The organism is Chryseobacterium sp. NG-CE01 (genome assembly GCF_055695505.1).
In genome coordinates, this window is sequence record NZ_CM146369.1 from 234,660 (window position 1) to 255,704 (window position 21,045).

Annotated in this window: 19 protein-coding genes and 1 pseudogene; 7 read left to right on the forward strand and 13 right to left on the reverse strand. The window is 37.6% G+C overall.

Translation table 11 applies throughout. The features are described 5' to 3' along the window. Positions 1 to 68: 68 nt before the first annotated feature. The gene (locus ACYT6F_RS01145) at positions 69 to 764 is read right to left on the reverse strand and encodes a DUF6261 family protein (RefSeq protein ID WP_472599508.1); all 696 of its coding nucleotides are present in this window, start codon (positions 762 to 764) and stop codon (positions 69 to 71) included. A gap of 413 nt (positions 765 to 1,177) precedes the next feature. Between ACYT6F_RS01145 and ACYT6F_RS01150 the strand changes: the two genes are divergently transcribed. Continuing rightward, positions 1,178 to 3,037, forward strand: coding sequence for a CocE/NonD family hydrolase (locus tag ACYT6F_RS01150; RefSeq protein WP_472599509.1), 1,860 nt, complete (start codon positions 1,178 to 1,180; stop codon positions 3,035 to 3,037). Between the two features lie 104 nt (positions 3,038 to 3,141). On the opposite strand, the gene ACYT6F_RS01155 is transcribed toward ACYT6F_RS01150, so the two are convergent. From ACYT6F_RS01155 to speB, 3 genes are all read right to left on the reverse strand, one after another. Continuing rightward, a complete protein-coding gene (locus ACYT6F_RS01155; protein ID WP_472599510.1) occupies positions 3,142 to 3,753 on the reverse strand; it encodes an alpha-ketoglutarate-dependent dioxygenase AlkB family protein in 612 nt (203 codons plus the stop codon). Positions 3,754 to 3,992: 239 nt separating this feature from the next. Then, entirely contained in the window at positions 3,993 to 4,841 is an 849-nt protein-coding gene (locus tag ACYT6F_RS01160) for a bifunctional helix-turn-helix domain-containing protein/methylated-DNA--[protein]-cysteine S-methyltransferase (protein WP_472599511.1), read from the reverse strand. Between the two features lie 66 nt (positions 4,842 to 4,907). Further along, positions 4,908 to 5,765, reverse strand: a complete 858-nt coding sequence (gene speB, locus ACYT6F_RS01165) for an agmatinase (protein ID WP_472599512.1) — start codon at positions 5,763 to 5,765, stop codon at positions 4,908 to 4,910. A 134-nt stretch (positions 5,766 to 5,899) separates the two neighbouring features. Here speB and ACYT6F_RS01170 point away from each other — a divergent pair, with 134 nt between their 5' ends. Both ACYT6F_RS01170 and ACYT6F_RS01175 read left to right on the forward strand, forming a co-directional pair. After that, entirely contained in the window at positions 5,900 to 6,706 is an 807-nt protein-coding gene (locus ACYT6F_RS01170; RefSeq protein ID WP_472599513.1) for a DUF1796 family putative cysteine peptidase, read from the forward strand. A 95-nt stretch (positions 6,707 to 6,801) separates the two neighbouring features. Continuing rightward, positions 6,802 to 7,461 carry an HAD family hydrolase gene (locus ACYT6F_RS01175; protein WP_472599514.1) on the forward strand — a complete coding sequence of 220 codons (660 nt, stop codon included), beginning with the start codon at positions 6,802 to 6,804 and terminating at the stop codon, positions 7,459 to 7,461. A gap of 116 nt (positions 7,462 to 7,577) precedes the next feature. Here ACYT6F_RS01175 and ACYT6F_RS01180 read toward each other — a convergent pair whose 3' ends face one another. From ACYT6F_RS01180 to ACYT6F_RS01200, 5 genes are all read right to left on the reverse strand, one after another. Further along, positions 7,578 to 8,972 carry a type III PLP-dependent enzyme domain-containing protein gene (locus ACYT6F_RS01180; RefSeq protein WP_472599515.1) on the reverse strand — a complete coding sequence of 465 codons (1,395 nt, stop codon included), beginning with the start codon at positions 8,970 to 8,972 and terminating at the stop codon, positions 7,578 to 7,580. A 110-nt stretch (positions 8,973 to 9,082) separates the two neighbouring features. Next, complete coding sequence (locus ACYT6F_RS01185; RefSeq protein ID WP_472599516.1) at positions 9,083 to 9,958, reverse strand: tyrosine-protein phosphatase; 876 nt, start codon at positions 9,956 to 9,958, stop codon at positions 9,083 to 9,085. Between the two features lie 173 nt (positions 9,959 to 10,131). Next, positions 10,132 to 10,761, reverse strand: a complete 630-nt coding sequence (locus ACYT6F_RS01190; protein WP_472599517.1) for a thiamine diphosphokinase — start codon at positions 10,759 to 10,761, stop codon at positions 10,132 to 10,134. Further along, positions 10,751 to 11,386 carry a tetratricopeptide repeat protein gene (locus ACYT6F_RS01195; protein ID WP_472599518.1) on the reverse strand — a complete coding sequence of 212 codons (636 nt, stop codon included), beginning with the start codon at positions 11,384 to 11,386 and terminating at the stop codon, positions 10,751 to 10,753. The genes ACYT6F_RS01190 and ACYT6F_RS01195 overlap by 11 nt, the downstream gene beginning before the upstream one ends. Before the next feature lies 1 nt (position 11,387). After that, a complete protein-coding gene (locus ACYT6F_RS01200; RefSeq protein ID WP_472599519.1) occupies positions 11,388 to 11,957 on the reverse strand; it encodes a cob(I)yrinic acid a,c-diamide adenosyltransferase in 570 nt (189 codons plus the stop codon). Positions 11,958 to 12,550: 593 nt separating this feature from the next. Here ACYT6F_RS01200 and ACYT6F_RS01205 point away from each other — a divergent pair. After that, a complete protein-coding gene (locus tag ACYT6F_RS01205) occupies positions 12,551 to 13,042 on the forward strand; it encodes a DinB family protein (protein WP_472599520.1) in 492 nt (163 codons plus the stop codon). Between the two features lie 110 nt (positions 13,043 to 13,152). Here the strand turns inward: ACYT6F_RS01205 and ACYT6F_RS01210 are convergent, their stop codons facing one another. The 4 genes and pseudogenes from ACYT6F_RS01210 to hemB all read right to left on the reverse strand — a co-directional run bounded on the left by ACYT6F_RS01210 (position 13,153) and on the right by hemB (position 18,221). Next, on the reverse strand, positions 13,153 to 14,121 hold the full coding sequence (locus ACYT6F_RS01210; RefSeq protein WP_472599521.1) for a helix-turn-helix transcriptional regulator: 969 nt from the start codon (positions 14,119 to 14,121) through the stop codon (positions 13,153 to 13,155). 74 nt (positions 14,122 to 14,195) lie between these two features. Next, entirely contained in the window at positions 14,196 to 15,920 is a 1,725-nt protein-coding gene (locus ACYT6F_RS01215) for an ABC transporter ATP-binding protein (RefSeq protein WP_472601091.1), read from the reverse strand. Positions 15,921 to 16,419: 499 nt separating this feature from the next. Further along, positions 16,420 to 17,145: pseudogene (gene lptB / locus ACYT6F_RS01220) on the reverse strand (LPS export ABC transporter ATP-binding protein); the annotation flags it as partial. Between the two features lie 86 nt (positions 17,146 to 17,231). Beyond that, entirely contained in the window at positions 17,232 to 18,221 is a 990-nt protein-coding gene (hemB, locus tag ACYT6F_RS01225) for a porphobilinogen synthase (RefSeq protein ID WP_472599522.1), read from the reverse strand. A gap of 120 nt (positions 18,222 to 18,341) precedes the next feature. On the opposite strand from hemB, the gene ACYT6F_RS01230 reads away from it, so the two are divergent. The 3 genes from ACYT6F_RS01230 to ACYT6F_RS01240 all read left to right on the forward strand — a co-directional run bounded on the left by ACYT6F_RS01230 (position 18,342) and on the right by ACYT6F_RS01240 (position 21,019). Beyond that, complete coding sequence (locus ACYT6F_RS01230; protein ID WP_472599523.1) at positions 18,342 to 18,692, forward strand: T9SS type A sorting domain-containing protein; 351 nt, start codon at positions 18,342 to 18,344, stop codon at positions 18,690 to 18,692. Positions 18,693 to 18,794: 102 nt separating this feature from the next. After that, entirely contained in the window at positions 18,795 to 19,706 is a 912-nt protein-coding gene (locus tag ACYT6F_RS01235; RefSeq protein ID WP_472599524.1) for an ABC transporter ATP-binding protein, read from the forward strand. 2 nt (positions 19,707 to 19,708) lie between these two features. Further along, complete coding sequence (locus ACYT6F_RS01240; protein ID WP_472599525.1) at positions 19,709 to 21,019, forward strand: ABC transporter permease; 1,311 nt, start codon at positions 19,709 to 19,711, stop codon at positions 21,017 to 21,019. Positions 21,020 to 21,045 lie beyond the last annotated feature (26 nt).

A 21,045-nucleotide genomic window follows, 5' to 3' on the forward strand; every position in this document is an offset into this window, starting at 1 on the left:
CGATTCCTGCACCATATCAGGTCATGCAGCAAAAAAGGCAGTCTCATAGGGACTGCCTTCCTGTATAGTTAAATTTCCTCCGGTCTGCCCTTCTTCGCAGAATTTTTAGCCGCCTTTACCAGCTCATTCACCTCAGCATATACTTCTTTCCACGCCGGAACATCTTTCAAAGCGGTAAGCATGTCAAAATACGATTTCAATGTTTTTTCCAAAACTTTCCGCATTGCCGATGCACTTTCTAATCGCCGGAGTTCCGCATTGGCTGCCGCCTGTTCGTTGAAGAGCTCTTCAAAATATTCGTGCCTGCGTTTCATCTCTGCAAATGCAACAGATAAGGACAGGTTTACCAGCTTCCGGAAATTGGCGGGAAGTTCAAGCTCTTCTATCAGCTTTTTCATCTGGGCAGTCTGTGCAGAATAACTCATGCGGTCCAGGCTCAAACCTAACTGTACAAAAATCTGGTACAAATCTTCCGCATCCTGAAAGTTCGGCACCGAATCTACCTGCCGATACCCGTTTAAAAAAGCTTTTATGCTGCTGTAAGAAATATCTCTGTCGTGGTCTGCCGCCGCAACATCTTTTCCTTTTCCGCTGAATGTTTTCTTGTTGTACACGGAATCATATGCTGCATACTGTGTGGTAAGCTCGGGAATTAAAGGATGATTTTCCAAGACCGGATGTTTTCCCGACGTTGAAACATTAATGGTTCTTTCTGTGAGGGTAGCCAGGTTTTTGGTACTTAGTCTCTGCAACGAAATAGTCATATATCAAATGTGTTTTTAGGATAATCAGTTAAAATTAAACTTATTCAAATATAAAAAAACTGCATTTAAACACAAACCCTGATATTTCAACTGTATGTAGCCTGAGTGTAAGAACAAACACCCCTTTTTTAATTCAATGTAGATTGATGGTAAGTATAAATGGCCCTGTTTGAGCTTTATGTAAACTGACGGAAAGGGCAAACAACCTTGTTTTAGCTCAAAGTCAGCTGATTTTGAGCACGGACATCCCTGTCCGGACTTTATGTACAGTGAAAAAACTGAATAAAAAAAGAATATCCTGTCTGTTTTTTCGATCTGTCAAAACCTTTGGCTGGCGATTAAATTTAAATGAGTTTAAACAAATATGTTATAATTAACGCCGGTTATCATTAAATTAGCCACAAATTTTATTTATGAAAATCCACCTTTCAATTTTATTCATTTTATGTTTTGTTTTCGGAAATGCCCAAAGTAAGGATAACGAAAATAATTTCGTAAAGGACAATTTCGTAAAAAAGGAAATGTATATTCCGATGAGGGACGGGGTAAAGCTCTTCACGGCTGTTTACATTCCGAAAGATATTTCCAGTAAGAATAAATATCCTTTTTTGATGCAGAGAACCTGCTACAGCATTGCGCCCTACGGTGAAAACGAGTATCGGGAAAAACTCGGGCCCAACCAGTTTCTTATGAAAGACAAATATATTTTTGTATTTCAGGATGTACGCGGAAGATATATGAGTGAAGGGACGTTCACCAATATGACTCCACAGGCAGACCGTAAGACAAAGAAAGATGTTGATGAAAGCACAGACACCTACGATACCATAGAATTCCTTCTTAAAAATATCAAGGGAAACAACGGAAAAGTAGGCCAATACGGAACTTCGTACCCCGGATTTTATACTGCTGCAGGAATTCTGGCACAGCATCCTGCGCTGGTTGCCTCTTCACCACAGGCACCAATTTCAGACTTCTGGAATGATGATTTCCTTCACAACGGAAAAGTAATGCTGGGTTATTTCAGAACGTTCCCGGTTTTCGGAGTGCAGAAAACAAAGCCTGAGAATAAAGCATGGTACACAGATAAGATGATTAAACCTACCTCAGAAGACGGCCTGAAATTCTACCGTGATATGGGAACACTGAAAGACGGTTATGAAAAATATTATAAGGATAATTTCTTTATGACAGAAATTATGAATCATCCGAATTACGATGAATTCTGGCAGAAAAGAAGTCTTCTCCCTCATCTTAAAAATGTAAACCATGCAGTAATGACCGTGGGCGGCTGGTTTGACGCGGAAGATCTTTCGGGGCCGTTAAATATCTATAAAACGATCGAAAAAACAAGTCCGAAAGCCAAAAATACGATCGTAATGGGACCGTTTTCGCACGGAGCCTGGGCCTATGAGCAAGGGAAGCATTTCCATAATGAAATCTACTTTGGAGACAGCATTGCAACATATTATCAGAAAAATGTAGAAACTAAATTTTTCAGTCATTACCTGAAAGGCAATACAAAAGAAGATGCAGGTTTACCGGAAGCTTTAATGTACGATACCGGTGCCAAACAATGGAGAGAATTTGCGACCTATCCCCCTAAAGAAGCACAGAAAATAAATTTCTACTTAGCCGGTGGAACACTGAAAAAATCTGCAGGACAAGGTTTTTCAGAATATTACAGCGACCCGAATAATCCTGTTTTAAGTTCTGATAAGATTAAAGATTTTAATGGCTTCACACCAAAGAATTATATGTCGGAAGACCAGCGTTTTGCTGAAGGAAGGCCGGATGTATTGACTTTTACGACAGATGTGCTGACGGATGACATCACTCTTGCCGGAGAGATTATGGCTAAATTAAATATTGCCTCCACTTCCACCGATGCAGATTTTGCCGTGAAACTGATTGATATTTATCCGGAAGATTTTAAACCTGAAGCGAAAAAAGACGGTGTGGTTTACGGAAATTACCACCAGATGGTGCGCAGTGAAATTATGCCTGCAAGATTCAGGAATTCAAGAGAAAAAGCGGAAGCATTAATCCCGAACCAGAAAACACCGGTTCATTTCAGACTTCAGGATGTGGTTCACACTTTTAAAAAAGGACATAAGATTCAGATTCAGATTTCTTCTACCTGGTTCCCGCTCTTTGCGATCAACCCACAGAAATTTATGGAAAATCCGAATTTTGCAACAAAGGAAGATTATACGAAAGCATTCATCAAGGTTTTTGATGACAGTGCGATTGAAGTTGAGGTGTTGAAATAAAAATGCAACTGTGGCTTCGAGGGCCTCAGCCACCGATAGCGAGTTATTATATTTTAAAATTATACCTAAAAATGGTGGCTTCGGGAACCTCAGCCACCATTTTTTTATTCTTCAATCGTTCTGAAGGTAAGATTCACGCGCGGGCTTTTCACTTTAGTAGTTGGCGGAAGGCGGTGCAGCCAATGGTCCTGCGTGGTTCCTTTCATCACCAGCAAACTTCCGTTTTCCAAAAATACTTCGACTTTTTCTTTGGTTGTTTTATGCTTAAACAAGAACTTCCTTTCTGCTCCAAACGTTAAAGAGGCAATGGCGCCATGTTTTTTCAGGTCTTTTTCAGCGTCACTGTGGTACGCCATTCCTTCGCTGCCGTCATGGTATAAATTCAAAAGGCAGGAATTGTAAGTTTCTCCGGTAATTTCCTCGCATTTCTTTTTCAGCTCAAGCAGTTCCGGAGTCCACGGCTTTGCATATTTTGTTCTTTTTGAATAAGTGTACTCAAATGGTTTCTCTCCAAACCAGGCCACTTTTCTTTTGGTTAAGATCAGTTTTCCGAAAATCACAGCTTCGTCATTTTCCCACGGAATTTCTTTCAATAAGTAATCATAATAAAGATCAGATTTTTCTCCGGAAAATACTTTTCCGTAATAGTAAACAATTCCGTCATTGGGAAGAAGGTTTAACGGATAATCTGAAATATCTTCGAAAAGGTTAAGCATGGCAGTTCTGAGTTTAATGTTTAGGGTTTTTAGGATTTAATGTTGATATCTCCCAGTCATAGAAATCACGATGACATAATGGTGTTGATTTAAAATAAATTTAGGCTAAAGCCAATTGGAAAATCTATTAATATAAACGGGCTAAAGCCCATTCCTATTGATGGAATTATTGAATTTTTAAAAGTAAAAAAAAGAAATCAATCAATGCTTATTTGTGAAAAAAATTGTACCATTTGTGTTTAAACATCCGGGTAAACTTTACAGCTTTCCCAACCGATGATCATTTGCTTTCTGTCGCTGCCCCACATATAACCACCGATTTTTCCCGATGACTGAATCACGCGGTGACAAGGAATCAGGAATGCAACAGGATTGCTGCCAATTGCTGTTCCGACGGCTCTTGATGCATTGGGACGGCCTATTTTTCCGGCTAAGCTTCCATAAGTAGAAAGTTTCCCCATCGGAATGGTAAGCAGGCTTTCCCAGACTTTCAGCTGAAAATCAGTACCTTTTAAATGTAATTTTATGGTATTAATATTAGTCCAGTCCTTATTGAATATGGACAGGGCGTTTTTCTGAAATTCGTCCTGTTTTTCAAAAAAAGAAGCATTGGGAAATCTGGCCTGCAGATCTCCCAATGCTTTTTGTATACTGTTTTCAAAAGCCATGTAGCAGATTCCTTTTTCTGTAGAAGCTGCAATTAATTTTCCAAAAGGACTGTCTGAAAAACTGTAATTGATGTTCAGATTCTTTCCGCCGTTTTTATATTCTGCAGGAGACATTCCTTCGATTTTCACAAACAGGTCATGCAGCCGGCTCGTGCTGGAAAGTCCTGTTTCAAAAGCGGCATCAAATAAACTTGCCTTTTCTTCTTTCAGTAAAGATTTGGCGTGCTCCAGGCTGATGAACTGTAAAAATTTTTTCGGACTCGTTCCTGCCCAATCCGAGAACATTCTCTGGAAATGAGCGGGACTCAGGTGTATCTTTTCCGCCACTTCATCCAAACCCGGCTGAAGCTTAAAATTGCTGCGGATATATTCTATCGCTTTGGCAATTCTTTCGTAATCTAACTGATTTTGTGTGGACATATCATTAATTTTACCTCACAAATTTCCGAAGAAGATACGGCGAAAAAAATCCGATTCCTGCGGAATTTAGTTGTTTTTATAAATATGGTAATACGCAAGCATTTTGTAATACAGCTTTGCCGCAAGGAATGCACTTGGTTTTGCCATCGGAGAATCCATTAATTCCACAATATCAAACGCTACCACGTTACATTTTTCGAATACTTTTCTTAACAGTTCCAAAGTAGGATACCATTGTAAGCCGCCCGGTTCCGGAGTTCCTGTTGAAGGTGCAATGGAAGGATCAAAAGCATCAAGATCAATGGTGATGTACACATTTCCTGAAACTTTTTCCAACACATCATTTACCCAGTTTTCGTTGTTGGCAATTTCATGAGCGAAAAACACTCTTCCTTCCGGCAGATACTGTGCTTCTTCCACATCCATAGAACGGATTCCCACCTGTACCAGGTTGTGCTTCTGGTTGGCTTCAAAGACCGCACAGGCATGATTGGAAGTAGAACCGTGGAACTCAGGACGAAGATCTGTATGTGCATCCAGCTGAAGAACCGTTAAATTCTCAAACTTCTCTCCTACTGCACGAATCGAGCCGATAGAAACAGAATGTTCGCCCCCGAAAAGGGTAAACAATTTGTCGTCATGATTCAAAAGCTCTTTCGTTTTTTGGTAAACCGCTTCCGTCATTGCTTCCGGTGAAGAATTTTCAGAAATTTCTCCGGCGAGGTACACTCCTTGTAAATAGGGTTCTGTCTGGGTTTCGATGTCATAAAGCTCCATATTTTCGGAAGCGTCCAGGAACAATTCCGGGCCTTTATCGGCTCCTTTCCCCCAGGTCGACGTTCCGTCGTAAGGAACGGTTACCAACACTACTTTCGAGTTTTCCAATGATGCATTTTCTTCAGGAATTCCTGCGTATGTTTTCATGTTTTATCTGAAATTAAATGATTTCGGCAAAGATACAAAGAAGTTAGGAGATGTTGACAAACCTATAAAAATGAAAAAAAGACAGTTTGAAATAGTTTATCTCATTTCGTTGAGAAAACAATATTTTCTCAAGTATGAAAAAATTAATTATTGCATTGTTACTTTTTTTATATTTGGTTCTTAGTCTACCTTTATATCCAGACTTAATTTTAACACAAATGAGAATACCTGTACTATACCTACCAAAAACAAGATTTAAAAAATTCTTGTATATTCAAAAAAGGTACAAATGTAATCAACTAATTGTTCCTTTGGGCTGCGATTGTCACCCTGCATATGTTTTAAAGTCATTATATCTGAGAAATTACAGTTTACCTTTTGATTGGTTAAGTATCAATCCTGTAAGAACATTTGAATATATGAATGAAAATATAAATGACAAGTTTGAAAATTTTTTGAAAAATCCAAAACTTAATGAGAGAGGATATTTTATTTCAGAAAAATATCCATATTCTGAATTTATGCACGAAAAAGATTTAAACAGTCAGGAAACCATAAATAAATTTAAAAGAAGAATTGATCGCTTTTTAAAAACACTTAAGAGCAGACAAATATATTTTCTTCATAATATTCCTGTAAATTCCTTGCAGGCTGAAAGTGATATAAACTTATATATTAATAGCATTAAATTATTCCAGTCGAAAATTCCAGCCGGCTCAACAATCCATATTTACTTAAGATTTGATGAAAATTTATCTGAAAATGAATTACTTTCTGAAAAATTATACAGTGAGTTACTGAGCTTAAACATACGTGCTTATAAATATTTAAGAGGCTTAAAAGATAATGGTATTTGGGGGAACGCATCTTATTACCATTACCTATTGGCAAATCTGGGATTAAAAATAAAAATGACATTTCCAAAAATATTTTTAAAATAAGTTCAGCCACATATACGCACAAGATATGTCATGCCGAAGAAATTTAAGCTTTCCAACGACAGCCAAAATTCTTACCTTTACAAAAACAGAATTGTATGTCGTTAAAAGCTGTGCTGTTCGATATGGATGGCGTTATTGTGGATACGGAACCGCTGCACAGAAAAGCCTATTTTAAAACATTTAATGAGCTGGGAATTGATGTTTCCGAGGAATTGTACGCTTCGTTTACGGGAGCTTCTACCAAAAGAGTCTGTGATACTCTGATTGAACATTTTGATCTGAAGCAGACTTTTGAAGAAATCGCAAAAATTAAACGGGATTATTTTAAAGATTATTTTTATAATGATGAAGAATTTGATCTGATTTCAGGTGTAAAAGAACTGATTCAGCATTACTACGAAAACGGTATCACCCTGGTTCTGGCCTCTTCTGCAACGATGACAACGATTGATATGGTTTTTGAGAAATTCGAGCTTGAAAAATATTTCAGCGGAAAAATAAGCGGTGCCGATCTAAAGGAATCTAAACCTCATCCTGAAGTTTTCCTTCTGGCGGCGGAAATGGCAGGACAACCCGTTGAAAACTGTATGGTAATTGAAGATTCTACCAATGGAATTTTAGCGGCGCACCGGGCAAAAATTTTCTGTGCGGCTTACAGAAGCCCACATTCTAAAAATCAGGACTATACATTAGCGGATACGGTAGTTTCCGATTATGAAGATCTTCAGATTGATAAAATCTCACAATATTTTTAAACAGAAAAAAGCTCTCAAGATCTGAGAGCTTTTTTTGTTGTAAGCTTTGGCTAAAGCCAATTTGATGTTATGTTTTTTTCAAACGGGCTAAAGCCCGTTTCTATTAATATAAGCTGTTATTTGTAACCCAGAATTTTCAGAACATCTTCCGGTTCCTGTTTTTCACGGAAAATCTCGTACTGCAGTTCCGCGTTTTCGTCTTTCTGAATCAGTATGTGTCTTGGCTGCGGCATTAAGCAGTGATGAATTCCACCAAAACCACTGATGGTTTCCTGGTACGCTCCTGTATGAAAGAACCCGATGTATAACGGTTTCGTATCGCTGAAAACCGGCAGGTAAATTGCGTTGGTATGCTGTTCAGAATTATAGTAGTCATCCGAATCACACGTCAGTCCGCCTAAGAAAACTCTTTCGTACGTATCTTCCCACCTGTTTAAAGGAAGCATGATGAAGTGTCTTGAGATCGCCCAGGTATCAGGAAGGGTAGTCATGAACGATGAGTCGATCATATTCCATTTTTCTCTGTCGTTTTGGCGTTTCTGGGAAATGATTTTATAAATATTTGCGCCGCTTTCCCCCACGGTGAAGCTTCCGAACTCGGTGTAAATATTAGGCTCTTCCACTCCTTCCTCTTCGCAGAATTTTTTGATCTGGGAAACAATTTCCTCTACCATGTACTGGTAATCATAATCGAAATTCAGGGAAGTCTTGATGGGGAAACCGCCGCCAATGTTTAAGGAATCCACTTCCGGCGCAATTTTTTTCAAACGTGCATATACACGAAGACATTTGTACAGTTCGTTCCAGTAATACGCAGTATCTTTGATTCCGGTATTGATGAAGAAGTGAAGCATTTTCAGCCTTGCATTCGGGTGCTCGGCAATTTTCTGGCTGTAGTAAGGAATAATATCCTTGTATCCTATCCCCAATCTTGAGGTATAAAACTCAAACTTTGGCTCTTCTTCGGAAGCAATTCTGATCCCGATATCGAAAGTAGTGTCGATGCTTTCGGTTAATTTATCCAGTTCACGGTAATTGTCCAGAATCGGGGTAATATTTTCGAAACCGCTGTTGATCATATCTGAAATTTTCGCCAGATAATCGTCTGTTTTGAAACCGTTGCAGATTACTTCAATATTTTTATCTACTTTTCCGTTGTCATAAAGAGATTTTACGATGTCCATATCGTAAGCGGAAGAGGTTTCTATGGAAATGTCGTTCTTTAATGCTTCTTCCAGCACAAATTTGAAATGACTTGATTTTGTACAGTAGCAATAGGTATAATTTTTTTTATATTCGGTTTTCTCAAAAGCTTCCCTAAACCAGCTTTTCGCTTTTTGGATATTTTGAGAAATTCTCGGCAGGTAGCTAATCTTTAGCGGGGTGCCAAATTTTTCAACAACTTCCATTAACGGAATGTCGTGAAACAACAAATTGTTCTCAGATACATTGAATTCTTCTGTCGGAAAATACAATGTCTGATCAATTAGTTCCGAGTATTTTATTTTCATTTCTAAACAAGTGAATTAAGAAATGCAAAATTGCTAAAAAAGTTTGGTTTTTTAGCGTTAAAATTATTATAAATTTTTATCGTTTTCCAGCATGAAAACTGTGCTGATTATCAATACGTGAACTTCCTTATATATTCTTCCCTTTTATTTTCATTGATTTTTAAGACTTGTTGGATATAAGCATCTTCGGAACCATATTTTTTATTGATTTCGTTAAAAGCCGCATCCAGATAAGCCGTTTCTACCCAGCTGAGTTTTTCAATAACAATAATATCCATTTTCGGATATAGGAAATGGATATTATGGGCAAGACGAAGTCTTTTACCAACTAACTTTTTACGGTAATTGTTAGACAACAGATAATTGTTGTAAATGGTTTCTCTGTCGAACTTTAAAATGGTTAAAATAAGCGCTGTAATGATTCCTGTACGGTCTTTTCCGGCAGTACAGTGATACAGAACAGGCTGCTCAGAATCTAAAATTTCCGTAATAATTTTCCTGATTATTTCAGGATTTTCCGAGACATATTCCCTGTAAAAATCGAGCATTCGCCTGTCGGCATCCGTACCGTTTACTTTTCCCTTCAATACTAATTTTTTAGCCTGATCGAGCTGATCGCCTTCATCCTCAAAAGCTGAATAATTTTTGTAAGCAATCTGCTCCGGAATATGATCCGGTTTCTGTGCAATTTCTCTGGAATTTCTAAGGTCGATAGTTTCTTTTATTCCAAGGTTTTCCAATTCCTTAAAGGATTTTCTTTTCAGTTGATGAAGATTTCCGCTTCGGTAAAATTTTCCACTTTTCAGCATTCTTCCCTCAATATTTCTGATGTTACTGACAGATCTGAAATTGTGAACTTTTTTAATTTTGATATTTTGCTCACGTGCATTTCTTCCGTATTCAGGAGCAGAGAAGTTTTGCGTTTTGCATGAATTTACACAATATATTGAAACAATGAGAAAAAGTATTTTGATTAAATTTTTCATTTTTTGATTCTGTGAAGCTAATGGCTTTTTTAAATCCGCTAGTTTCATGGATTTACACAGATTAGAATTTATTAATTAAATAATAAAAGTTAGTTCTGAACAAATTTTAATTTCCCACAGATTACGCTGATCTACACAGATTTTTTTTCGCTTACAATTTGGCAATAATTGAATTACAAGTAGTTTTTTCCAATGAAGATAAGTAAATCTCCTTTTTGATATTCGATGGAAACTTTATCTACAACTGCAAAATTCCGGGTTCCTATACGGGAAGTAATATCTAAATTTCCATTGGTTAATGGCCAATTCAGTCCTGTGGTTATAATATTTTCCACGGAAGGAAATGGATATAATGAAATCATTTTATTTTTTACATTTTCTACGGTAAACTTTTTCGGAATAAAATAATATTCAGAAAACTCATCATAAAATTTGATGCTTACCTGATCTTTAAAACAGAAAGCAACCGTAAGATTTCCTAAAAAATGATCCTGCTCCCCTCCGCTTCCTCCAAAAACGTCAACGGTTTTAAATCCTTTTTCTAAAATAATTTCTAAGGCTTTATGAAAATCCGTTTTATCCTGATCCGGAGTGTAAATGAATTTATGCTGATAAATATTTTCATCCGATCCCGAGTGTGAATCAAAATCCCCTGAAACAAAATCCAGCTTTTCCAAAGGAAAATTAAGGTTTTTCAGGTAATGGAAAGCTCCGTCGGTACAGGCAATGAGATTGTATTCATCAGGATCAGGAAGAGATTCCGGAGGATCACCGTTAATGAAAAGTAAAGCTTTATTTTTCATTTAATTCGTTCTTTATCATTTTGTCAGCACTTTGAACCGTTGTGGCAATTGCCCATCGCTTGACATTTTTTCCAGGTCTGTTCTGTTCTATTTTTATTATAAATTTTTTAATTTCATCTATATCTTCTGCATCAGGCTGCAATTCTACATATTTTTTATATGTTTCAAGCATTCTGCTGACTTCATCATACGACAAACCTTCCTGATATAATAAGTTTCGATAAGATTTACCTATGAAAAAATTTACAGCAAAATATTGGCCCGAGCTTTTATCAATCAAACTATACGATTTTTCAAAATAAGAAATGGCATTTCTAAAATCCGGTCTGTTCTTGGAAAAATTATTGATTCCTCCATACCAAAGTGCAGCTGTAAACGATGGATCTGTTTTCAAAATTTCGACAATAATTTTTTCAGCCTGATCATTTTTATTTTGATTTATTAAGGATAAGGCCAACTGTGATTTAAAAATCAAATTTTCAGGCTCTTGTTTTATACCTTTTTGAAAAACCTCTTCTGCTTCAACAAATTTATTTTCAGATAACAAATGATTTCCTTCCTCAAGATAACTTTGAGAGAAAGCCCAACCTGAAGAAAATAACAATAGTAAAAGTAGTTTCTTCATCTTATCTTTCATTCGGGTTCCAGTATTCTTCCGGTTCGTTGTTGATTTTTGAAATGTATCTTGCCAGAACAAACAGGTAATCTGAAAGACGGTTCAGGTATTTTATCAGCTCGGGTCTTACTTCTTCCGATTCGTTAAGGAAAACTAAAGAGCGCTCTGCTCTTCTGCAGATTGTTCTTGCTGCGTGTAAAAAGGTAGCCGCTTTTCCACCGCCGGGAAGAATGAAATATTGCAACGGTTCCAACTTTTCGTCGAAGACATCCATCCAGTTTTCGAGTTCTTCGATTTCGGTATCGGAAATTATCAATGGTAAGCGTGATTTCCCATTGGCCAACATCAGTTTGTCAACCGGAGTTGCCGCCTCTGAACCAACTGTAAATAAATCAAACTGAATTTTCTTTAACTGTTTTAAAACTTCTTCATCCGCAATATGGCTTTTGGCAATGCCGATGAATGAGTTCAGCTCATCTATATTTCCGTAGCTGTCGACTCTCGCACTGGCTTTTGAAACTCTCGTTCCGCCGTACAATGCGGTCTGACCTTTGTCTCCTGTTTTTGTGTAAATTTTCATCGTACTAAATTAGTTTTTTCCTGTAAGGTTTACAAGTTTTGTTCAGAAAACGGTGACTTCGGGAGCCTCAGTCACCGGACTGTAGATATTGCCTCAGCGAGCGGGCTGTTAGATATTAAATCAGTCACCGGGCTGTTAGATATTAAGTCGGTCATCAGTCTGTAGGTATTAAGTCAGCCACCGGCTGTTATGTTATAAAGTCAATCAACGGTTTTTTATTCAAGATTTCACCGCTATTTGTATCACTGACAAATACCCTAGCCCCGATCGCAGCGATTGTTTGAGCTCATTTCTAAGTTTCGGCGGCGGCTTCGCCGCCGCCGAAACTTAGAAATAGCGAGTGCGGAGAGCGGGAATAAGCTCCTTAAAAAAGCTTATTTCCAAATGTTCCGAATTTAAAATGATCGGTCTTAATAGACCGACCACTTTCAAGTTATTATTTACCTAACATTGCATAATGCATAATTGTAACGCAGAAAACCTGCAGAATATTTTAAACAGTTAAAAAAAAATTCAACTCCGAAATCCTACTGACAAACTGTTGTCATTATCTCATTTTATCTTTGTATCAACAATAACAAACAAATTAAATTATGACAACTACAGCAATTAACACCAAACAATTCATGACCTCTGAACAACTTCTTGAACATTGGCAGGGACACAGAAACCTTACAAGAAGAGTAATCGAAGCTTTTCCTGAAAAAGAGCTTTTTGAATTTTCCGTTGGCGGCATGAGACCTTTTGCAAAACTGGCCGTAGAACTGATCAGCATCGGCGGGCCGGCTCTGAAAGGGATTGTAGAGAAAAATATGGAAGCGTATAACGAAGAAGGATTTAATCCGACAACGAAGGCAGAGCTGCTGAAGAAATGGGATGAAGAAACGGAAGTGATCAACCGTTATTTTGCTCAAATCTCAGAAGAACGTTTCCAGGAAACATTTAATTTATTCGGGCAATACGAGTTTCCTGTTTACCAGAATATTCTGTATTTCGTGGATAATGAAATCCATCACCGCGGACAGGGCTACGTTTACCTGAGAGCGCTTGGAATGGAACCGCCTTTTTTTTGGGAGAGATTTTAAGCTTTCTGATGCCGCTCTACAGATTGCGGGCATTGATTAACCATACATCCAAAACATCAATTGTTTAAAATCTTACCATTAAAATTAAATTTTGCATCAACTTCAGCATTCTAACTTGCTGAAGTTTTTTGATGTCTTACTGAAATATCTTTGATAATCTCTGCAAGTCTTATTTTAAGAATTTCCGGTTCCAGGATGGTGGCATAATCGGCAAAAGTGATGAGCCATCGTGGAAACCCGTCTGTGATCCATTCGGTTTCAAAAGTGAGTTCCATGCCTTCCTCGGTTTCCTTTTCTTCAATTAAGCCGTAATATTTTTTTGAGTTGGAAAGGTGATTGATGATCTTTTTTTCAACCAGAAGTTTTACGATGGTTTTATTTCCGTTTGCATTTTGCCGGTAGTCATTGATCTGGCCATATTCCTGAAGAAAAGGATTCTGGGTTTTAAAAATCTGTAAAATCCTGTCGACCCGGAATTGCCTGAAATCGTTTCTCAGGGTACAGAAAGCCATAATGTACCAATAGTTAAACTCAAAGAAAACGCCTACCGCTTCAATCGTCCTCATGGAAATACTTCCGTCAATGGTTTTATACTCCATGGTCAGCTGGCGTTTTTCGGCAATACTTTCCAAAATAATCGGGAGAATATCTTTGATGTGATCTTCTGTTTCGGGATAATAATTAAAGATATCAATCTGCTTCTCGATATTCTGTATGAGATTTTTATCTGAATATTTAAGAACGGAGCGCACTTTTTCCATGGCAGTTCTGTAATGGCTTCCTAAACTCTGATGGGAAAATTTCTGCATCAGCTTTTCAGCGGTGATAAAACTCAGCACCTCTTCTTTGGTAAACATTACCGGCGGAAGCTTGTATCCGTCCATCAAAGAATAACCGCTTCCTGCTTCCCCGATGATGGGAATTCCTGCATTTTCCAGTGTTTTAATATCGCGATAGATCGTTCTTACACTTACATCGAATTTCTCCGCAAGATCCAGGGCCCGCACAAGTGGCTTTGACTGTAATTGGGTGAGAATTGCAGTAACGCGGTCGAGTTTTTTAAGGTAATGATCGTTCATTTTTTATAAATGATGATTGATAAATGATGATTAATCGTTGATGGCAGCAAACTATAAACTGTACAGGATTATTGTTATTTATTAAAGCTGCTTACAAGTTTGTCCAGATTCAGGCTTCTTGCAGAAGCATCAAAAATTTCACGGTACGTTCCATTGATCTGTACCAGTTCATCGTGAGTTCCGCTTTCTACCACCCTTCCTTTCTTCATGACATAAATTTTATCTGAATCTAAAATCTGGGACAGAGAATGCGAGATGATAATTACCGTTCTGCCTTCTTTTATAGCATCCAGAGAATTTTTAATTTGTTCTGTTGCAATAGCATCAAGACTTGCTGTGGGTTCATCAAGGAAAATAATCGGCGGATCTTTTAAAAATAATCTGGCGATAGCAATTCTTTGCTGTTGTCCTCCTGAAAGCTGGGTTGCATCGTGCTTATAGCGATCGGGTAAATCCATAATCTGCTCATGAAGATATGCTTTTTTGGCTGCTTCTTCAATTTCCTGAAATGTTGCATTCATATTTCCGTAACGGATATTATCTTCAATGCTGCCCTGGAAAATATGGTTTTTCTGCAGTACCAATCCAAGATCGTTTCTGAGAAAAGTATTATTAAAATTATTTAAATCAACTCCATCTAAAATAATTTCACCTGAATCAGGAAGATAAAATTTGCATAAAAGATTGATAATGGTAGATTTTCCGGCTCCGCTGAGGCCTACAAGTGCCGTTGTTTTCCCGTTTTCAATTTTCATGGAAACATCATGCAGCGCCTGAGTTCCGTTAGGATACGTAAAATTGATGTTTTTTAATTCAAAATTTCCTTTGATCTCTTTTTCAACAAAATTACCATTGGGTTCTTTTTCATTGTCGGCATTTAATATATCGAAATATCCTTCGGCATAAATCATGGCATCGTTCATATCGTCATAAATCCTGTGAAGCTGGCGAATGGGTGCCGAAACATTATTAAAAAGCATAATATGCAGCATAATCGCTCCGATGGTCATCTGCTGATCCAGCACCAGATAAACCGTTAAAAGAATGATCAAAACCACACCAAACTGTTCTATGAACGTTTTTAATCCATCATAGATAAAATTCGTTTTTCGGGTAAACATCTGGCTTTCCATAAGCTGCATCTGAAGATTGTATTGTTTTTTGCCTTCAAATTTTTCCCGTACAAAACTTTTGATCACCATAATGGAATTGATCAGATTCAATAATCCTGAAGTTTTCTGCTCACGCTGGTTTCTCAATGTTCTTCTTACGCCACTCAGTTTTTTAGCCTGTAAAGAACTGACATAAAAATAAATGGGAACAATAACCGTAGAAACTATTCCGACGTACACATTCTGCAAATACATAATGATTAAGGCAATGATCGCGTTCGAAAACAAAGGCAGCATATCAATAAAAAAGTTTTGAACCAGCCTGGTTAAACTTTCAATACCCCTGTCTATTCTGATCTGCAGTTTTCCCGATTCGTGGTTTTCATCATTAAAATACGCAACACGATAGGTAAGAATTTTGTCGATGGCCGATTGAGCCAATACCGAGCTTACATTAATCCTTATTTTTTCACCGTAAAATTTCTGTCCGAAATTGATAAAAATATTCAGCAATTCTTTGCCTAATAAAATAACTGAAATTATAACGAGCACATGGATGCCTTCTGACATAGGATGCGGAAGACGGGTAAGTTTTGTGACTTCATCCACTGTATATTTCAGAACCAAGGGGTTTACCTGCGCGGCAAGCGCTCCCAAAAATGTTAGAAACAAGGTTCCGTAAATCATCAGACGGTATGGTCTGATAAAGGGAACCAGCTGTTTATAGATCCCGAATAAGGTTACCGTTCTGTTGAATGGTTTTGCCATACAATTTTATTTAATTGAAAAACGTACCGTTTTACAGAGAAAAGGTACGTTTTATTCTATTTTCAGCAAATATATGCTTTAATTAATTTTCGAATACATAAGTTGTAAGATAATGCAGTTCCTCTCTGCTGGCAGCTTTAGATTCTGCCTCCGCCTGTTCCAACGAATATTGGGAATTGATTTCTTTTTTCTGAAATACAAAAGCATTATTGGCGGTTTTATCGACTACATCATTAAAAATATGCTGAATTTCTGAGTTTCCCAATGAAGCAAAGCTGATGTCTTCAAAACCGTACATTAACCTGAGGTCATCAAACTGTGCAAAATTCTGGTTCACAAATTCCTGCAGCTGTGCTTTGGAATCGAAGTTTCCTGCCCAGATGTTGTAGGCATAGCTTTTCTTTTTAGGCTTATCCAAAATACTCTGGTAAACGAAGTTTTCGCCCAGATATGCTTCTCTTACCTGCGGATCGTTGGCCAGCTCTTCCGGAAGTCCTTCCTTCAGAATTCTTCCTTCAAACATGATGTATGTTTTGTTGGTAATGGCAAGCGTCTGCTGCACGTTGTGATCGGTAATAAGAATTCCGATGTTTTTATCAACCAGGCTTCTTACGATTTTTTGGATATCTTCAACGGCAATCGGGTCTACTCCGGCAAAAGGCTCATCCAAGAGGATAAAACTCGGATCGGTAGCAAGACAGCGTGCGATCTCGGTTCTACGACGCTCACCTCCGGATAAAAGATCTCCCCTATTTTTACGGACATGCTGTAATGAGAATTCCTCAATCAGCTCGTCACATTTGATCTGCTGTTGCCGTTTGGAAAGTTTAGTAAGCTGCAAAACCCCCATAATATTTTCCTCCACGGAAAGTTTACGGAAAACAGAGGCTTCCTGCGCCAGATATCCGATACCTTTCTGCGCCCGGCGATACATTGCATCGGTTGTGATTTCCTGCTTATCCAGGAAAATTTTTCCCGAAGTAGGCTTAACCAATCCTACAATCATGTAAAAAGAGGTGGTTTTTCCGGCTCCGTTCGGGCCGAGCAATCCAACAATTTCTCCCTGCTGAACCTGTACAGATACGCCTTTTACAACTTTTTTCGGACCGTATTCTTTGATTAAGTTTTCTCCTCGTAAAATCATAAAGCAAATATATAAAATGTAAACGTTTTACTTTACACAAAGACTAAAATTTAAAAACACCTCAAATGAGGTGTTTTTAAATTAGATTATCTATTCAAAATCATTGCCGCTTCTTTAGCAAAATACGTGAATATCATATCAGCTCCGGCCCTTTTAAAGCACGTAAGGCTTTCAATAATCGTTTTATCATTATCCAGCCAGCCATTCTGTGCAGCAGCTTTTACCATTGCGTATTCCCCGCTTACGTTGTAGACCGCTATCGGAAGATCAATGGCTTCACGAACTTTAGAAACAATATCCAGATACGGAAGCCCCGGTTTGATCATGATAATATCCGCACCTTCTTCAATATCTTTAAAAACTTCGTTCATTGCTTCACGCGAATTATGAAAATCCATCTGGTATGTTTTTTTATCCTTTGGAATTTCCATATTATCTTTCGGCGCACTGTCTAAAGCACTTCTGAAAGGGCCATAAAATGAGCTGGCATATTTTGCCGCATAACTTAAAATCCCGACATCCGTAAATCCGCTTTCTTCCAATGCTTCACGGATTACCTGAACCCTGCCGTCCATCATATCACTTGGCGCTACGATATCGGCTCCGGCTTCTGCATGGGAAACCGACATCCTGGCCAAAGCGTCGTTGGTTGCGTCATTGATAATTTTACCATTTTCGATAATACCGTCATGTCCGTATACTGAATAGGGATCAAGTGCTACATCTGGCATAATTACCATTTCCGGAACTGCATCTTTTATAGCTCTGATGGTGTTCTGCATTAATCCGTTTTTGTTCCAGGCTTCTTTTCCGGTATTGTCCTTAAGATGATCTGAAACTTTCATATACAAATTGACTGCTTTTACCCCTAAAGAAAATAATTCCTTACATTCTTTCACCGTAAGATCAATGCTCCGCCTGAAAATCCCGGGCATCGAAGCAATCGGCTCTTCTTTGTTTTCGCCCTCCATTACGAAGATCGGCATTACGAAATCATTTGTGGTAAGGGAGCATTCTCTTACCAGACTTCTGACAGATTCATTTACTCTCAGCCTTCTATTTCTTGAATGTATCATTTGGAATACTTTTTGAATGAAATTTAATGCAAATTTACTACAACTTAAACAAAAAAATATTGCAGGAGATTGTAGAATTGTTTATTTTTGTTTTAATATATTCATAGAAATTGTAATTTGATGAAAAAACTTTTACTTTTATTTATCTTTTTAGGTGCTTTTGTTGGATTTTCCAACAATGCAAAAGCTCAGATAAAGGAGCCGTCAGCATTTTCGCAAAAATCTGATGATGGTGTTCTTGTAGCTTACCCAAATCCTGCCAAAGATTTTCTGATCATTAAGGCAAAGGACTCTAATCTTAAAATTAAAAGTGTTACCTTCTATTCTATTTTAGGTACACAGGTCGCCAACTATACAGTAAATATGAATTCCGGGGAAATAAATATTGAAAAATTAAAGCCGGGGAAATATTTAATACGCTATATATTGAGCGATAACACTATGAAAGTTACACAAATCGTTAAACAATAATAAATCCTGATAAGCATCAGGATTTTTTCTTTTAGATTATTCTGTTTTCAATAATTCCGTAACTTTCGGAACTTTTTCATACTAATCAGTAAAAACAATGTAATGCTAAAAGCTGAACATATCAGAAAGACTTACAATGCAGGTAAAAAAGTAGCATTGGACGACTTCAGCATCCATGTTCCTAAAGGGAGCGTGTATGGTCTTTTAGGACCGAACGGTGCGGGTAAAACTTCATTCATCCGTATTATCAATCAGATTACCCAGGCAGATTCGGGTACCATTACGATTAACGGACAGAAACTCAATCCCGATCACATTAAAGAAATAGGTTATATGCCTGAAGAAAGAGGGCTTTATAAGAATATGACGATCGGCGATCAGCTGCTTTATTTCGGAGAGCTCAAAGGAATGAGTAAAAATGACGCTTTAAATGAAGCAAAGAAATGGTTTGACAAGCTCCATATCGATCAGTGGTGGAAAAAGAAACTTTCTGAACTTTCTAAAGGTATGGCGCAAAAAATTCAGTTTGTTGTTACCGTACTGCACAGGCCCAATTTACTGATCCTGGATGAACCCTTTTCCGGATTTGACCCTGTAAACGCGAATCTGATAAAAGATCAGATCATTGATCTTAAAAACAACGGAACCACCATTATTTTATCTACTCACCGTATGGAAAGCGTGGAAGAAATGTGTGATTATGTCGCCCTGATTAATAATTCTAAAAAGATTATTGACGGACGGGTTTTTGATGTAAGAGAGAAGTTCAAGAAGAATATTTTCGGGGTTATTCTTTCTGATGTAAATAACATACAACTGGAAAACTTCATTAAAAAATACGATACCTCCAATCCGCTACATGAAAACAACCTTATTTCTTTCGATTTAAAGAATGAAACCAATCAAAACGATATTCTTCTGGATCTTGTGCACGTAGGAAGGGTACGATCATTTGAAGAAAAGATCCCAAGCATGAACGAAGTCTTTATTAATGCAGTTAGCAGCAATTTTTAATTATGAATAATATCTTTTTAATTACAAAAAGGGAATTTTTGACACAGGTCAAGAAAAAGTCTTTTATTGTACTGACTATCCTTGCTCCGATTCTTCTTCTTGCTTTCGGGGCTGTCATCGGTCTTATGTTTAAAGCTAATGAATCTCACAGCGTTATTGAAGTCGTAGATAAAAGCGGTCTGTTTAAGAATCAGCTTAAATCTTCCGACCAGCTGAAATATGTTTTTGTTTCGGCGGCTGACGAAAAATCGAAAATTAATAATCTGAAAGGCAATGAATCGTTAGATGGCATCCTTGTTTTACCGGAACTGAAAAATCAGAACTTTGATAATCTCCAGAAAAATACGAGACTGGTTATCAATAATAAAATTGGCTTTGACACAAAGCAGAAAATAGTCTCTGACATCACGGATGTTATTAAAAAAGAAAAAATAAAACAGTTGGGTATTGCAGAAAAGCAGCTGATTAATCTTGATAAAAGTTTTACCCTGAAAACAATTAATATTTCTGAGAATAATAAGGAAGATTCCGACCTTGGATTTGGGGTAAAAAGCGGGCTCAGCATCCTTTTGATGTATGTTACTTTTATGTTTATCATCATTTACGGGGTGCGTGTAATGAGAAGTGTTCTTGAGGAAAAAAACAACCGTGTAGTTGAGATCATTATTTCTTCGGTAAAACCTTTTGAACTGATGATGGGAAAAATCTTAGGCGTTACTTTGGTTGCATTAACTCAGTTTGTTGTATGGATTACGATGTCTGTAATCGGAGCACTGGTTCTGAATACAGGCTTTTCTTCTATACAAAAGAATATTCCGGGAGGAAATGAAGAACTTGCCAGCAAACTTGATATCGCCCAGATTGCAACCCAAATCTCTCACAACCTGCTGGAACTTAATTTTCCACTGATCATTTTTGTGTTTATCGTATTTTTCCTTTTAGGATATATTTTCTACAGTTCAATATATGCAGCTATTGGATCAGCAGTAGACAACGAAACTGAGACTCAGCAATTCACTCTTTTTGCCATACTTCCCCTGATGTTGGGAATGTACGGCAGTTTTTCTTTAATGAATAATCCGGACGGCCCGCTGGGTTTCTGGCTGTCGATCATCCCCTTTACCTCTCCGGTAGCGATGATTGCAAGAATACCGTTCGGAGTTCCGGCATGGCAAATTGCTTTGTCAATTGCTTTGCTTCTTATGACTACCATTTTTATGATTTTCGTTGCAGGAAAGATATACAGAGTAGGCATTCTGATGTATGGAAATAAAGCCACCCTTAAAGAGATCTGGAAATGGATTAAAGGATAATTGATCCTGTTAAAATAAAAAATTCC